Annotated in this window: 14 protein-coding genes; 4 read left to right on the plus strand and 10 right to left on the minus strand. The window is 38.7% G+C overall.

Going from position 1 to position 15594, the window contains the following annotated elements; all coding sequences use genetic code 11:
- Positions 1 to 27: 27 nt before the first annotated feature.
- Together CLV96_RS09235 and CLV96_RS09240 are read right to left on the minus strand one after the other, a co-directional pair.
- A complete protein-coding gene (locus CLV96_RS09235) occupies positions 28 to 3093 on the minus strand; it encodes a peptidase domain-containing ABC transporter (RefSeq protein WP_004785196.1) in 3066 nt (1021 codons plus the stop codon).
- 215 nt (positions 3094 to 3308) lie between these two features.
- Complete coding sequence (locus CLV96_RS09240) at positions 3309 to 4490, minus strand: acetyl-CoA C-acetyltransferase (protein WP_004787551.1); 1182 nt, start codon at positions 4488 to 4490, stop codon at positions 3309 to 3311.
- A 72-nt stretch (positions 4491 to 4562) separates the two neighbouring features.
- Between CLV96_RS09240 and CLV96_RS09245 the strand changes: the two genes are divergently transcribed.
- A complete protein-coding gene (locus CLV96_RS09245) occupies positions 4563 to 5978 on the plus strand; it encodes a DUF6938 domain-containing protein (RefSeq protein WP_004786718.1) in 1416 nt (471 codons plus the stop codon).
- 6 nt (positions 5979 to 5984) lie between these two features.
- Here CLV96_RS09245 and CLV96_RS09250 read toward each other — a convergent pair whose 3' ends face one another.
- Positions 5985 to 6293 carry an Hpt domain-containing protein gene (locus tag CLV96_RS09250; RefSeq protein ID WP_020776123.1) on the minus strand — a complete coding sequence of 103 codons (309 nt, stop codon included), beginning with the start codon at positions 6291 to 6293 and terminating at the stop codon, positions 5985 to 5987.
- A 143-nt stretch (positions 6294 to 6436) separates the two neighbouring features.
- On the opposite strand from CLV96_RS09250, the gene lpxA reads away from it, so the two are divergent.
- Together lpxA and galE are read left to right on the plus strand one after the other, a co-directional pair.
- Positions 6437 to 7243 carry an acyl-ACP--UDP-N-acetylglucosamine O-acyltransferase gene (gene lpxA, locus CLV96_RS09255; RefSeq protein ID WP_004784607.1) on the plus strand — a complete coding sequence of 269 codons (807 nt, stop codon included), beginning with the start codon at positions 6437 to 6439 and terminating at the stop codon, positions 7241 to 7243.
- Positions 7240 to 8208, plus strand: coding sequence for a UDP-glucose 4-epimerase GalE (gene galE, locus CLV96_RS09260; protein ID WP_020776625.1), 969 nt, complete (start codon positions 7240 to 7242; stop codon positions 8206 to 8208). Before lpxA ends, galE begins: the two co-directional genes overlap by 4 nt.
- Here galE and CLV96_RS09265 read toward each other — a convergent pair.
- The 5 genes from CLV96_RS09265 to CLV96_RS09285 are packed head-to-tail and all read right to left on the minus strand — an operon-like array spanning position 8203 to position 13171.
- Entirely contained in the window at positions 8203 to 8991 is a 789-nt protein-coding gene (locus CLV96_RS09265) for a M15 family metallopeptidase (protein ID WP_081581550.1), read from the minus strand. The two genes, galE and CLV96_RS09265, sit on opposite strands and share 6 nt — an antisense overlap.
- A gap of 26 nt (positions 8992 to 9017) precedes the next feature.
- Positions 9018 to 11087 carry an ATP-dependent DNA helicase RecG gene (gene recG / locus CLV96_RS09270; RefSeq protein ID WP_004787060.1) on the minus strand — a complete coding sequence of 690 codons (2070 nt, stop codon included), beginning with the start codon at positions 11085 to 11087 and terminating at the stop codon, positions 9018 to 9020.
- Positions 11084 to 11485, minus strand: a complete 402-nt coding sequence (locus tag CLV96_RS09275; protein WP_004786023.1) for a hypothetical protein — start codon at positions 11483 to 11485, stop codon at positions 11084 to 11086. Before CLV96_RS09275 ends, recG begins: the two co-directional genes overlap by 4 nt.
- Positions 11486 to 12490, minus strand: coding sequence for a metallophosphoesterase family protein (locus CLV96_RS09280; protein ID WP_004786931.1), 1005 nt, complete (start codon positions 12488 to 12490; stop codon positions 11486 to 11488).
- Positions 12491 to 13171 (minus strand): hypothetical protein, encoded by a 681-nt coding sequence (locus CLV96_RS09285; protein ID WP_004787506.1) that lies wholly within the window; start codon positions 13169 to 13171, stop codon positions 12491 to 12493.
- A 57-nt stretch (positions 13172 to 13228) separates the two neighbouring features.
- Here CLV96_RS09285 and CLV96_RS09290 point away from each other — a divergent pair, with 57 nt between their 5' ends.
- Complete coding sequence (locus CLV96_RS09290) at positions 13229 to 14230, plus strand: NAD(P)H-dependent glycerol-3-phosphate dehydrogenase (RefSeq protein WP_004784393.1); 1002 nt, start codon at positions 13229 to 13231, stop codon at positions 14228 to 14230.
- Here the strand turns inward: CLV96_RS09290 and CLV96_RS09295 are convergent.
- On the minus strand, positions 14227 to 14631 hold the full coding sequence (locus tag CLV96_RS09295; RefSeq protein ID WP_004784846.1) for an MAPEG family protein: 405 nt from the start codon (positions 14629 to 14631) through the stop codon (positions 14227 to 14229). The genes CLV96_RS09290 and CLV96_RS09295 overlap by 4 nt on opposite strands.
- A 169-nt stretch (positions 14632 to 14800) precedes the next feature.
- Positions 14801 to 15586: an alpha/beta fold hydrolase gene (locus tag CLV96_RS09300; protein ID WP_004787235.1), complete on the minus strand. Its 786-nt coding sequence runs from the start codon at positions 15584 to 15586 to the stop codon at positions 14801 to 14803.
- Positions 15587 to 15594 lie beyond the last annotated feature (8 nt).

The following is a 15594-nucleotide window of genomic DNA, read 5'->3' on the forward strand; positions in this document are numbered from 1 at the left end:
TCTGTTTCTTTTATGTTTTTGAATTTTTTAAACATCATTCTCCCCTTCGCTTAATGTTGGGAATAAATGATAATAATATCCTTTTGTAGTAATCAACTCTGCATGAGTTCCCATCTCAACAATATGACCTTCATCTAACACTATAATTTTATCAGCACTTACGGTACTATGGAGTCTATGTGAGATTTGAATGACTGTTCTATCCTGGAATACGGTTTCCCATTGTGATTGGATATGTGATTCTGTTTCAGAATCTAAAGCAGAAGTAGGTTCATCCAAAAATAAAATACTTGGATTTGTTACAAGTGCCCTTGCAATTGCCAATCGCTGCCTTTGCCCACCGGAAAGTCCAATTCCAGATTCTCCAATTTTTGTTTCGTATAACATTGGAAATCTATCTACAAATTGATCTACGGAAGCTAACTTTGCACCAGCGAGTAATGATTCTTTATTTAAAGATGGGTTCTTCTTGGATAAATTTTCTGCAATCGTACCAGAGAATAATATTGGATTTTGTTCGACTGCACCAAATTGAATTCTTACTTCTTCTGGATCTAGGGTAGAGAGATCAAAAGAATCAACAAAAACCTTTCCTTTCGTGGGAGAAAGTGTGCCCATCATAATTCGCATTAATGTTGATTTCCCACAACCGCTCCTTCCTACGATTGCAACTTTTTCGCCCGCTTCAATTTCCAAATTAATATCAGAAAGTATATTTGGACTTGTTTCCGAATAACGAAAACTAATATGATCTAAAGTAATTTTTCCTGTCAATCTTGGCAGTTCACCAAACGGACGTTGACTGATGATTTCTCCAGGTAACGAATAAATTTCTGTAAGGCGCATTCTTGACTCTCTAAGTTCGCTTAAATCCTCATACACATGACAAAGCCGAACAATAGGCTCCATAAGAAGAGAATACAAAACTAAAAAAGCTAAAAAACTTCCCAGAGAAAGTGTTTCATCTAACACATCACTCACACCAAAGGCAATCACGGAAATTAAACCGATTTGTTCAAAGAACTTACTCATCAATTCTAAAATATGGACTCGTTTACCAACTCGTAAATTTGTTAAAATGGTCCTTGCAATTTCATTGAGCCCCTTAGAAAGATAACGACTTTCCATAGCAGCTGCCTTAATCAATGGCATCCCAGAAAATAAGGAAAGAAAAAAGGAAGTTGTTTTCTTTTTGGATTCGAAACTATGTTGTTGTAATTTTTTAATTTTTGCACTCGAACGAACTACAAATAAGGAATAAATAATTAAAAAGAAAAGACCAACCAAAGTAAGACTAATATCCAAACGAAATAAAATAAAAAGATAAATTGGTAATGTTACCAAATCCAATATAAGAAATAATCCTGATCTTTGGGTAATCTCGAGTATTCTTTGATTTTCTTTTAGCCTTTGTGTAAAGTCTCCAGTTTCAAATTTTCTAAATTCCGGCAAGGTTAGATTCAATATATGTTGAAAAAATCTAACAAAATAATTATATTCCAAACTTTGCATCAGGCCAATCGCTATCAAATTGCGAAACAGAGAAAATAATGTTTGGAAAAAAATTGCAAGTGCAACACCAATTACAATGGTAAACAAAAAGTTCCTGTCTGAAAAAACCAATACCTGATCCACTACCTGACGGATCAAATATGGTAATGATAAGGTCAATAAAGCTGAAAAAACAGTCGCTACCAAGATCCAACGAATTTCGCTTTTTTGAGGACTAAACAACAATCGAAGTTCTTTGAAAAAACTAATCAAACTCACATCGGCTGACATAGTTGCAGGTGCAGGCGAAAACTGAAGAACCACCCCATCCCACATATTTAAAAATTGAGAAATAGAAAGTTCATACACTCCTTTGATTGGATGAGAGATAAGAACTGCATCTAAAACTTTATCATATAAATACAAAAGACAAGGAACACTTTCATCATCAGTAATAAAAACAGGATTTTCTAATTCAGAAAGTTGTTCAGTGAATAAGTGTTGCTGTTTTGTTAAGAACCCTAGTTTTTCTAATTCGATTGCTAATTCAAAAATACCGGGCACAATATTTCTGCTTAATTCGTTTTTAATTCTGATTTTCCAATTGGCCGGCAGAGGTTTATCAAAAGTTCTTAATGCCAACTCAGAACAAACCAAACCAGCTAAAGTCAATTGATCCGTTGTAACCTGTTCTATGTAAATTTTTTTAGTAGCTTTTCTAATTTCAAAACGTTTAGAAACAAACGGCCGTATTGTATTTTCTTCTCTTTCTTTTGCTTTGTATGTCGAATAACGTAATAAACGCGATTGAACAATTTCTTCTAACTTGTTTCCTTTTTCAACTCCAATGACTTTACGAAAAACAGATCCAGGAATTTTATATAAATCAGAATCTTCGGAAGCAACAGCACTCGCTAATCGTTTCTGTTGTTTGAAAATAGCAATTTCACCTAAGATATCTCCTGAACGCATAATCGAGATAATTTTCGTGGGATTTTCTGTCCTGATCTGAATTTTTCCTGATCGAACAATGTATGCCGCATCCCCTTCTTCGCCTTCTGCGAAAATAAAATCCCCTTGTTGGACTTTAACTAACTGGATGGACTTAAGAATGAGTTTGATCTCTTCGGGTGATAATTCCTCAAAAAAACTAAGTTTACGTACGTAATGAAATTTTTCTTGTTCTTCTTCCCTGTGTTTTGCTTTCTCAGCAATTTCAGGATGTGACTCAACTAACTTTAAAAAACGAGATGTGGGTAGGAGTAGAACAATCGAAGGTTCTAAAGCATAATAATCATGTTTTGATGGAGTCTTCGTGAGTGTGATTCTTTCTCCTATCGATTCTCCAACTTCAACAAAAGCATATCTTCCTAAACTTAGATCTTCTTTGTTTTGTTTCATTCCAAATCTGCCAGTTAAGACAAAATGGATGTAATCAGGCATTTGGTTGGCTTTGATTAAGTTTTGCCCTAATCGAACAAAACGTACTTCGATAAAAGGGAGTAGATTTTCCCGTTCTACCTCGTCCAGCTCCGCAAGTAAGTAATTACTGCGAAACACAGTGCGGATTTTTTCAAGATTTCGCCTAACTTCCGATTGCATTTAATGATCCGCTACAATGAGGATTTGAGACTTTATGAATTACCATTTCAAAGAGATGTTCAAATCCATGCATTACTACTAACATCGACGAAAATCGACTTAGTCCTAAGCAGATAATGGTTTTTTACTTCCGAGAAGTCTTCGAACCATCCAACGGAAAGGCACAACAGGGGAAAGGCCAGGCGGACAACTCGGAAGTTTTCTAAATTATAAGGTTATGCTTTCGGATTTTCTAATACGATTGCAATCCCTTGGCCACCACCAATACAAAGTGAGGCAACTCCGTATTTTACTCCTCGTCTTTGCATCTCTAATGCCAATGTCAATGTGACACGGTTCCCGGAAGCTCCGAGTGGATGTCCAATCGCAACGGCACCACCATTCACATTGGTAATTTTTGGATCAAGTCCAAGTTCTTTTTGGACTGCCAAGTACTGAGCAGCAAACGCTTCGTTTACTTCGACAAGACCAACATCCTTCAAACTAATTCCTGCTTTTTGTAAAGCAGCAGGGATGGCAACAGCTGGACCAATTCCCATCTTAGCAGGATCACAACCAGCATGTCCCCAAGACTTCACAATGGCCAGTGGTTCTTTCCCCAATTTTTTTGCTTGGGAAGCAGAAGCCACAATCAGTGCTGATGCTCCATCATTGATACCGGATGCGTTTCCAGCAGTGACTGTTCCATCTTTTTTGAAAGCTGGTTTCAATGTTGCTAATTTTGTAGCACCGGCTTTTCCTTTAATGAATTCATCTTTATCAAACACAATTGGATTTTTTCCATTGATAGTGATTGGATGAATTTCCTCTTTTAAGATACCTTTGTTTGTTGCTTCTTCTGCTCGTTCTTGTGAAGTCGCAGCCCAAACATCTTGTTCTTCTCTGGAGATTTTATATTGGTCAGATAAATTTTCTGCTGTCATACCCATCGGAAGTTCAACATAAATATCGGTTAAACCCGTTGCCAATGAATCTTCAAATTCAGAATTTCCATAACGAACACCAAATCTTGCATTACGAACCACATAAGGTGCGTTACTCATAGACTCAACACCGCCAGCTAAAACTGTATGCGCCTCACCTAACATAATTTTTTTGGCCGCTTGGATGACTGCTTCCATTCCAGAACCACAAAGTCTATTGAGCGTGAGAGCTGGGCTCGCAATCGGTACACCTGATTTCAAACCAATGTGTCGCGCTAAATAGATTCCGTCTTTTCCTGTGGGAATAACATTCCCAAAAATACTTTCTTCAATGAGAGAAGGATCGACACCGGTTTTTTGTAGTGCAGCTTTGGAGACTTCCACTCCAAGGTCTACAGCACTCATATCTTTGAGAGTTCCGCCAAAACTACCGAATGCGGATCTGAGTCCGCCCAAAATATAAACTTGTTCCATAGATACCAGGAATGGTCAAATTTAGTCACCTGTCAGCTAAGAATTGAAATTTCACTTGAAAGGGAACCGGAGATGGGTAAACTTCCTGGAATGAATCGAGAACCCATGTTCGGCCTGGAAACCGGCTTTTTATCCAAACAAACCGCAGGTCTGATTCGAGGAATCCTCCAAAAACGTTATTCAATCGGCAACTCGACCGTTCCGTTGTTCTCTTCCCCTTCACAACTTTATCCCGGTTTAGACCTTATCTCAGACAAAGGAAACCAACCTCTCCAAAAACGATTGGTTGTGGGAAGCATTCGTATGGGATATGGCCACCATCGGATGGCTCTTGCTGTTTATTCCCATTCTTTAAAAAAACAAATTCCCACATACTTACATGACCTTCTAGCCATCCAATCCCCAGAAGCCACGGCGATCGCCGACATTGATTCCGGTTATAGTTATTTTTCAAGGCTAAGCGCTGAGATTGGTGGACCAGTAGAATGGCTTTGGGGTGGGCTTATGTCCCAAGGAAATCTTACTTCCCTAGAACTTTCTTGCCAACTAGCAGAACTCTATAAGGGACTCATGAACGGAATTTCAACAGAATCTCCCATTATCACCACATACCCGTTAAATGGTCAAATTGCAGCTGCATCTGGATTTCAAAAAACGATCCATCTCGTTTGTGATAACTTCCCACAATACTATTTATTGGTGCCGAGAGCACTCAACCTAGTCCAATCTCCATCTGCCTATTCTAAGTTTATCCAGATGGGTGTTCCGAAAGAGAACATAGCTGTAGCCGGACATTGGGTATCTGAAGATATTGTAACAAATGCCGTGACTGATAGCGAAAATCGAGTTCGTAGGATTGATGCAAAAAAATGCCGAAGGTTTCTCATCCCCATTGGTGGAGCTGGTGCCCAAAAAGGATATGTATTAGATTTAATACGACTCTCTAAAAAACACCTACAGAACAAAAAAGCAGTATTTTGGATCAATACAGGAGATCATACAAAAGTTTTAAAAGCGTTTGAAGAATTTCTAATTGTTCAAAAAATTTCTTATCTATCGATCAATTCGTGGGAGGATTTGATTCAGTTTATCGGACGTCATCCATTACGTTCCGAGGATCAGGAAAACAATCCACCAGTTGTACTATTTCATTTTCCATCTCATACAGAAGCTTTTTCTGCAACCGACAGACTCATTCGTGTTTCAGATGTCCTTGTCACAAAACCATCAGAACTTGCCTTTTATCCAGTTCCTAAACTTTTCATTCGCAGAGTGGGAGATCATGAAGCGGCCTCAGTGGTTCGCTCCTTAGAACTTGGGGAAGGAACTGTGGAGTGTAGAGAAGCCAGTCACGCAAAAGAACTCATTCATATATTTACCGAATCTGATGATTTGTTACTCCGAATGAACGAGTCTGTGATTAGAAATACTTTGGAAGGAATCTATAACGGAGGCAAGGCGGCTGTTGAAATGGCAACCGCAAGTTAAGTTAGTTTAGGTTGAAAACTTTTTTTCTAGTTCTTGTCTGGTTGATTCCCAAATCGCAGCAATTTTTTTTCCCTCTTCTACTGAGGCGTCAATTTCACCGGTTTTTGCAAAAGCTTCTGCTTTGACCACAACCTCAGAAAGTGCTGCCAAACCAAAATTAGCAGCAACACCTTTGATTTGGTGTAACTCTGCCTGAAGGTCCTTAGGTTCTTTGGAGACCAAAAGACGGCTTAGATTTTCTATCCGAGTTGCCATGTTTTCCAAAAGAGAGGTGATCATCTCTTTTAACCAGGCCCGGTCCTCAGGATCATTCATATCCACTAAAGATTCTATACGCAACCAATCGATCAGCAAGTTACACCACCCTACCAAAAGAAAACAGACGCACAAAAGCGTGTAAATTACATTTTAAAAAATCATTTGCATGCCTTCCGAATCGGTTTTTTTTGTAAAACACTATGAAAATTCACCCCACTGCCATCATCGATCCGAAGGCGGAGCTCCATGAGTCCGTAGAAGTAGGACCGTTTTGTATCATTGAGAAAGATGTCAAAATCGGAGAAGGAACCGTCATTGAATCCCATGTCAAAATCCTGTCAGGAACAAGGATTGGTAAGTTCAATAAACTATCTTCGGGGGGAAGTTACGGCGGATTGCCTCAAGATTTAGCCTTCAAACCAGAAACAAAGACCTATTTGGAAATTGGAGACCACAACCATTTCCGTGAAAATGTCATTTTGCACCGAGGAACTGTAGAAGGAAAAGCTACGACCATTGGAAATCATAACTATCTGATGGGAAATGTCCACCTTGCGCATGATGTGATCGTTGGGGACCATAACATTATGGTTCAAAACACTATGCTTGCAGGCCATGTTGTCATTGGTCATAAAGTTTTTATCTCCGGTTCTGTTGGAGTACACCAATTTGTCCGCGTATCTGATTATGCGATGTTAGCTGGTCTTACAAAGGTAGTGAAAGATGTCCCTCCATATGCAACAGTAGACGGACACCCTGGTGCCGTAGTAAGTTTAAATGTTGTAGGTATGAAACGGGCCGGAATTTCTGCAGATGTTCGTTTGGCAATCAAACGTGTTTACAAAGTAATTTATCACAGTGGCCTTAATACCAAACAAGCTCTTACTGAACTCAAAAAAGATACAAACCCAGCACCTGAAGTTCAAAAAATCATCGAATTCTTTGAGTCCAGCAAACGTGGAGTAGTCGATCACCGTTTCGTTTCTGGTGGATCTGACGAAGAATGAGAGTGCTCGTTACCGGGGGAGCCGGTTACATTGGTAGCCATATTGTTTTAGAGCTAATGGAACTTGGCCATGAGATCCTTGTGGTGGACGATATGGAAAAAGGAAACGAGGCTAATTTGTTTCCTGGAAATGAGTTCATCAAAGGGGAAATTCAAAACCCCGAAATTTTAAAACAGGCATTTGCGAAAAAAATAGATGCAGTGTTTCACTTTGCAGCTTGGAAAGCTGCCGGTGAATCCATGACAGATCCGCTTAAGTACACAATGAACAACTTAAATGGAACTTTCACCTTGTTAGATGCAATGGTAAAATATGGATGCCAGTATTTTGTTTTTTCCTCTTCGGCAGCAGTTTATGGTGCACCAAAATACCTTCCTATCGATGAAAAACATCCGCTGAATCCAGAAAACTACTATGGATATACAAAGTTATGTATCGAAGAGAACTTAGAGTGGTTTGATAAACTAAAAGGTTTAAAATCAGCTAGACTACGATATTTCAATGCAGCTGGTTACGATCCAAAAGGTAGAATCAAAGGAATTGAAAAAACTCCTGCTAATTTGTTACCCATCATCATGGAAGCAGCTTCTGGAATTCGAAACGGTTACGAAATTTTTGGAACCGATTACGAAACTGACGATGGAACTTGTGTTCGTGACTACATCCACGTTTCCGATTTAGCCAAAGCCCATGTTTTGGCACTAAACTATATCATGTCGAAAAATGAAAGTTTAACGGTAAATTTAGGTTCGGAAGCCGGCTATTCAGTTAAAGAAATGGCTGACCTTTCTGAAAAGGTAGTTGGGAAAACAATTTCTCACAAAACAGGCCCTAGACGTGCAGGAGATCCTGCAAAACTTTTAGCATCTTCTGCAAAAGCAAGAGAACTTCTCAATTGGAAACCAGAGCACAGCGATGCGGAAACGCTGCTTTCTAGTATGTGGAATTTGTATAAAAACTTATAAAGAAGGGCTCTGAATTTTTTCACAATCCGGGTTTATGGAACGAACATAATCCAAAGCCCGGTCTCCAAGAACTTCCGCCCCTAAAAAACTTCCAGTCAATTGAATCTCTCCCAAAGAATATCCTTTGATCCATTCTTTTGTTAATTGATTGGAAATAGGAGCATAGGACCAATGCCATTTTTCTTCTTGGTATCCTTTATTGTTTCTTGTCAACAAACTACTGTAAGGTTGACAAAATCCATATTTTGATGCATTTTGTTTTAACCAATCGTAAAGGATTTTTCCTTTTCCCTTTTCTTCAAAATAAGCATTATCTAATGCATTAATATCAAAATCCGTTCCCCAGTGATGACGTGAAGTACCTGGAGCGCTAGAAAATTCTAAAATCAAACCAATGATCTCTTCTTGCGATTTTCCAGTGATCGGAAGACGCATTGCTTTTTTTCCAGTGAACTTTGATTCCCAAATTCCTTTTTGGTGGCTAAAATTGCGAAACGAAGAAACCAAAAGGATATGTTGTTTGTAAGAAACTGGTTTAGAATCTTCGAAATCATTGATCATTTGATGCAGGGCTTTTTTTACATCGGGACGAAGAAAATGTTCTTTTTCATTTTCTTCCAAGATAACCGGCGCTAGCGGGCCAGGTGAATTAAATTTTCCAGTCAGATATGCAGTTTTTTCGATTCCTAAATACAAATCTGTTTTAGAAGGTTTGACAGGTTTTTCTCCGCAGACCAGAAAGAAAGAAACCAACAAAAGGGAAATATACTTAGTTCGAAACATAGTTAAGTTCATTAAAAATTTTAGGATTAATTCGCAAATAAAAATTTGCCTTCATTGAATCTTGTACTCAATTCAGTAAGTTCAGAAGGATCATCCAATGGAAAAGAAGATGCATCTTCTTTGGCTTCATCAAGTAAACTCCGATCCGTTACCAAATCGGCAATTTTAAATTCAGGCAGTCCGCTTTGTTTGACCCCGAGGAGTTCTCCCGGGCCACGGATCGCCAAATCCTTTTCAGCCAAAAAGTATCCGTCATTGGAAGTGACAAGTGCTTCTAAACGATCTCTTCCTTCCTCACTGATAAAATCACCTGTCATTAAAATACAAAAACTTTCGATATCACTTCTTCCTACACGACCACGTAACTGGTGTAATTGCGAAATTCCAAATCGGTCCGCATGTTCCACTACTAAAATGGTGGCATTGGGAACATCGACGCCCACTTCCACCACAGTGGTGGTGACAAGGATTTGGATTTCTCCTGATTTGAATTTTTCCATCACCAATTCTTTTTCTGCACTTTTCATTTTCCCATGTAGCAATCCAATTTTTAAATCAGGAAAAATATTGGTGCGTAAGTTCTCATAAGCAACTGTACAGGATTCTAAATCTACCTTTTCTGATTCTTCCACTAATGGATATACAATATAACATTGTCTTCCTGAACTCACATACTTACGAATCGAATTATAAACTCCGTTCCTTCGGTCTTCTTTGTACCAACGAGTGTCAATGGGTTTACGGCCTTTGGGTTTTGTTTTGATATTTACTAAAGTTAAATCACCGTATAAGGTCAGACAAAGGGTTCGAGGGATCGGCGTGGCCGTCATTGCCAAAATATCAGGATTTTTTCCTTTGGAACGAATGGTTTCTCTTTGGTCCACACCAAACTTATGTTGTTCATCAATCACAACAAGGCCAAGATCAGAAAAAATGACATCCTCTTGTAGTAAGGAATGTGTTCCAATGATGATATTGGATTCTCCTGTTTTGATCCTCACCAGTTTTTCCGAACGAGTTTTTTTGTTTTCTCCACCAAGCAGTAGTTCTATGCCAAGAAAGGGCATATTTCCCATAAATTTATAAATGGTTTGGTAATGTTGGCGCGCCAAAATTTCCGTAGGTGCTAAAAAAACCACTTGGATGTGGTTATCAATATAATGTAAACCAATGAGTAAAGCGGTAATTGTTTTTCCAGAACCCACATCCCCTTGGAGCAAAAATGCTGCGGGAGAATCCGAATTCGTTTGTGATAAAATAGTAGTTACGGCTATTTTTTGGTCTTCCGTCAACTCGAAGGGAAGATTTTTTTCTAAATTTTCCCTAGAAGGCGATTTGGGAAGTGGCCAAAGCATCCGTTTTACTTTTTGCCTTTCTCTTTGTTTGTAAAGAAGGAGTCTTTGAAAATAAAAGAACTCTTCATAAGCAAACCGCTTTCGTGCAATTTGTACGGCTTCCATCGTTTCCGGAAAATGGATCTCATGGAAGGCTTTATCGCGACCAAGTAACTCTCGTTTTTTGATTAGTTTCAGAGGAAGATTTTCAGCAATATTTCCACCTTCCAAAACTTGAAACATTAATTTTCGCAGTCCTTTAGAATCAAGGCCTTCCTCTTTTAATGCCTCCGTGGATGGATAAAGGGGAATGATACGGCCTGCATGGATCGAATCTTCTGGATCATCCTGATCCGACAAAAATTCATATTCAGGATGAACAATTTGGTAACCTTTGAAGTATTCTAGTTTTCCAGAAACCACAACCTTCCTGTCCGCGGTGAAGATTTTATGAAAAAAATTCACACCACGAAAGAATACCAAATTAATGCGTTCATTATTTAGAGTCCTGAATCCAACAAGTAATCTACTTTTTTTTCCGTGAACAATATAACTATCAGCGATGGTTCCTAGGAGAGTGACCACATCCCCTTGTTTCAAAATAATATCTTTTGTAAAATTTCGATCCAAATACCGACGAGGAAAATAAGTCAGTAATTCAAAAAAGGTTGAGATTCCATGGTCTAAAAGGACTGATTTTCTTTTTGGTCCAATCCCTTTCAGCGAAGACAAACTTTGAGATAAATCAAGTCCTTGTTTCATAGTTCATCCGTTGGTTTTGGAGGTCCAAATCCATTGTCACTTGTTTCAGAAGAATCCGTTGTATTTTTCTCTGAATCCAAAATCAAATAACAGTATTTACATCCATAAATTTGAGCCTGCTTTTTCCCTTCACTGTTTGTATAGGCAGAAATGGCAGCATATAAAAATTCGTTTTTGTTTAAGACAGTCCCACAAACAGGGCATAGACGAAGCCTAGGGAGATTGGGATCTTTTTCTTTTCCATACACCTTTCTTGGATCCCCGACTCGTAAGTTACCTTCCTTTGCCAGACGTTCCTTTTCTTTTTTGTCTAAACTTTGGTTGTCAACGGCAGAGAGAGCATACAAAAAGAAGGCTACTGTAAATAGAACACCACAAATCGTAAGGAAGGTAACCATTTAATTACCTCGAATGTAATCTTCTGAACTCACTGTGGAAATAGGATTTTGTGAAATCAACTTTAATTCTTTTTCTGAACAATCCACTTCAATGAGAGTATGCCAATCCTCTCCTCGCAATTGACAAAGATTGGATTGGACTACTTTTTTCCCTTCCATAATGATTTCGGCATAATATCCACCTTCCTGAAATCCATGTAAAGAGTCCACAGCACCAAAGTTAGATGGGTTGATGAAAACGGTATTTCTAGTTTTTTTGATCCCCTGGTCTTCATGCACATGCCCGGACACAACAAGAGAAGGAGATTCATCATCTAAATAACGACGAATCCCTTGGCTTCCGCATTTTCCAACTCCAGGGATATTATCGAAATATCCATAGGCTGGGTTATGAATCCAACAAATGTCTGGGAGTTCTTCTCGAAAAAAATCTTCCGGTTCGCTGTAATTTTTCCCGTTTTTGGTGTACTCATGAAAAACAACAGTTAGTTTCTCAGGAATCCCAGAGGTCCAAATGGGAGCCCCACCGTAACCAGAAACTTTTAAATTCTCAAATTCAAAACTTTTTCGATGAACTTCACGTTGATATAATTCGGTGTATTGTAAATCTAAATCATAATTTCCAGGCAAACAGTAAACAGGCGACTTTGCATATTTAATGATTAGTTTTTCGATGATCTCATATTTTTCTTTCATCGTTTTGGCAGCGAGTTTATACAAATCTCGATACTTTTGTGATTTTTCTACGATAGCAGTAGAATACTTTTCTGGAAAACGAATGGCATGAGTTGTGAAATCAAAAGGAGTGGAATCGTCCTTTCTTTCCGTTAACAAATAATATAATTCTTCTTGGACTCCACAAAAATCGATGATACGATCAAAGGAAAAAAAAGCTTTGTAAATAATATCTCCGGAAAACAAATACAAATCTGCCTCAGTGGATTGCAGAATTCGTTTTAAACCATGAAGTCCATCATGGATATCCGTTAGATAAATGATCTTCATTTATTCATTTTCCCAAAGTAACATTTGAATATCTCTGTCCTCTTCAATATAATCGATTTTTAAATACTCAGGCCCAAAAAAATCAACGAGAGGTTTTAGAATGGTGGAAGATCTCACAAATATATACAATTCGTTGTTGTCACCAATAATGTATTGGATATCAATTTTACCCGCGATGGAAGGAACCAAATTTAAAAAATAATTTAGATCAAAGAGAATTTCCCATTGAAGTCCTGTGATTGATAAAATATGAGGGGCAGCATTCAAAATGGAGTCAAAAACCTTTTTTTTGTGAAAAGGATCTACTTTACCAAACCACCTAACAAAGTCAAAACGTCTCGGTTTTGTATCCCAAACTCGGTAACCAACGATTTTCAATCGAGCTTTGTTGTCTTTGACCGATACTGGTTTTAATCGAACTCGATAGTGAATGGATTCCACGTTTAAAAAACGGGCAATCCAAAGCCATCCCATTCGGTAAACTCCGGTCAATATAACTTCGCCCTTGGTGGAAGAGACATCCAAACTCTCTAAATCGGGATCTTCGGCAATGATTTCAGTTGCTATGACCTTCCGTAAGCTACCTAATAGCAAGGTAACTTTGTAATTACTCTTTGGGACCACTTTGGGTGGTAAAAAGAGATTCAGAGGATTGAAACGGAGAAGATCCGTTAAAAGCATATTTTAATTTTTATTTTCTATTGCCTTTTTGGAAAGCAGATTTAGAATACAGAACTCATGAAGATTGGTATCATTGGTGCCGGAAGTTTTGGCACTGCACTAGGTAGTATTTTAGCGGACAAGGGCTACAACGTGACCCTTTGGACACGAAGTGAGGATCAGGCTAGGTCCATCAACGAAAACCATATGAATACTAAACATATGCCTGATTTGGTGCTCCCAGAGAAATTAAAAGCAGATACCAATCTCGTCCATGTTGTCAAAGATAAGGAGATGATTGTTTCGGCTCCCCCAAGCCACGCTCTTTCTGGGATTCTAAAAGAAATAAAAGACCATATTCCACCCAAAGTGCCGATTGTTTCTGCTTCCAAAGGGATCGAAAATGAAAGCCTAAGACTTGTTTCAGAGATTTTTGAATCTGAACTTCCTGGACAATTCCATTCCCAACTTTCCTATCTCTCAGGACCTAGTTTTGCGAAAGAAATGGTAAGGCGTGTTCCGACCATTGTATCCATCGCTTCCAAAAACGAGGCCACCGCCAAACGAGTGCAAGAAATCTTTAGTTTTACTTACTTCCGGACTTATTGGACTCCCGATGTTGTGGGTGTCGAAGTGGGAGGTGCTTTAAAAAACGTAATCGCCATTGCCGCTGGAGTTGCCGATGGACTAGGCTTTGGCCAAAATACAAGGGCCGCCCTCATCACACGCGGGTTAAACGAAATCACAAGGATGGGAATCAAAATGGGTGCCGATCCCATGACCTTCCTTGGACCTTCCGGTATGGGAGATTTGGTACTTACCTGTTGTGGGGAAGGATCAAGAAATCGAACCGTAGGTTTTCGTTTGGGTCAAGGCGAAAAACTAAAAGATATTTTAGCTTCTATGAATGAGGTGGCAGAAGGTGTCAAAACCACTCTCTCTGCTAAAAATCTTTCGGACAAACTGGGTGTGGAAATGGCCATCACCCAGGAAGTCTATCGAATGTTATACGAAGACAAAGATCCGAAAGAAGTAGTCAAAGCTCTGATGAGCCGTGATCTAAAACGAGAAGGTGTCTAAACAAGGCGGACCAATAGAACAATATAAGTTACAATTTGAATCATATAAAATGTAAACCGAATGTTCACCGCCCATACACTAGTAGATGTTAGATGAGTGAGGGACTGTAAAACCCTTGCTCCTAAAATCACAAGACCTGCTTGGTTGACAAAGTTATCAATTTTTCCAAAACTTGCAGTTAAAAACACAACCGTCAGAAAAAGTGGAAGGTTTTCCAAACTGTTGAGATGGGCACGGTTCAATCTCCAATTAAAGTCTGTTCCATGTTGGATCCCCGCAGGGAATTCATTCGATTTCTTTTTGCCAATTAACACTAAGATACTTCGATACGTAGTCAAAAATACACCGAGTCCCAGAGTCCATAACGCAAATCCGATGAGTGTAAGATAAATGGTTTCCACAAATCCTCCTTTTGTACTTAAACCAAATTCTCTTGGTTTAAAAGATACAGGTGGAAATTTTAAATGACTCTAGTTCATTTGTAAACGAATTTAATGTGTTTGGCTCTATTTATCAGTCATTAACAATGTTAGCAAAGAATCTAGAATCTTTTCCTATGGGGTTATATTATTAGAAATCAATCTCTTTAATTTGTTTCCAAACCATAAGCCAGGAAGTAGAAAAAAAATGATCTGGAGCTTCTGGAATTTCAATACAGTTCAGTCCGTTCTCTTTTGCAAAACTGATGGTGTTTTCTTTTGGAAACCACTTATCCTCTTTCGGAAGAAAGATCGTGTAATTGGTTCTTTTTTGTATGACTGATCCATCCACCACAAATCCGGGTAAAAAAAGTTTCTTTAGAAATTGAGATAGATCCTCTAACCGGATTCTTGAGTTTTGAATGGGAACATTTAGGTGACCAACCTTTCCAGTTTCTAACCACTGAGGATTCGAAAGAGTCTCTAAGATTTGTTTGTTGGGAACCTCATCATCAGAAATGCCTGGTAAAAGAAGGAGCCGACTGAACTCTTCAATCGAGTGAGATTTATATAAATACCGAAGGCTAAGAACACTATCTAAAATAGGAGAAAGTAAAAACAATTTTCGAAAAGGAACTTCTTTGGCATACATCATAAGGGCCGCACCTCCCCCACTATGCCCAATCCCATATAAATCTTTGTTTTTGTATCCGTATTTTCTTAAATAGGCATCTAACAATTGTATGGCTGATTTAGGATCATAGATTCCTTTTGAATTTCCATGGGAAGGAGGATTGAACCTGATCAGCCGAAGGCCCAATGTTTCCAGTTCGGAATCACGGATCCGAAACGATCTCGCATTCCCACCAGTGCTTGGCCATAACACCAAAACCCTTCGCATCTCAGACGGAGAGGCACCTGATTCTATAATTTCCATTATGAATC

This window comes from Leptospira meyeri (genome assembly GCF_004368965.1).
Classification (GTDB): Bacteria; Spirochaetota; Leptospiria; order Leptospirales; family Leptospiraceae; genus Leptospira_A; species Leptospira_A meyeri.